Source organism: Desulfurellaceae bacterium (genome assembly GCA_021296095.1).
Lineage (GTDB): Bacteria > Desulfobacterota > Binatia > Bin18 > Bin18 > JAAXHF01.
In genome coordinates this window covers 13,215-13,564 of the sequence record JAGWBB010000097.1, presented here as the reverse complement: position 1 = coordinate 13,564, position 350 = coordinate 13,215, and the positions used below count along the sequence as shown (strand labels likewise).

Below are 350 nucleotides of genomic sequence, written 5' to 3'. Positions count from 1 at the left end.
GCGTAAGGCGCAGCGCGCCTGAAGTCGAAGGGCTATACGGAATCGTAAATTGGGCTAGGATCGAAAGAGGAAACGTATCAACCGTAAGGACGAGACGTTTCCTCTTCGTCGCACGCCCATGACCCACCTGATCTTTCTCCCCGGCTTTTATGGCACCCGCCTGGTCCGAAAAGCCGACGGCAGGCTGGTCTGGATTTCCGCCCGTCAAGCCGTCTTTGGCTCCCAGACCGCAGCTCGGCCCGGTTTTGGCGTGAGCGGGGCGCAAGAGCTGGTGCCCGGGCCGGTGCTGGACCGGGTGCCGGTCATCCCCGGCGTGTATGCGCTTGACGTGTACCGCGATTTTCTGGACG

General features: G+C 62.0%; 1 protein-coding gene. It reads left to right on the top strand.

From position 1 onward, the window contains the following. Positions 1 to 118 precede the first annotated feature (118 nt). Positions 119 to 350: hypothetical protein (locus J4F42_18620; protein MCE2487533.1), on the top strand; the 232-nt coding region annotated here is incomplete at its 3' end.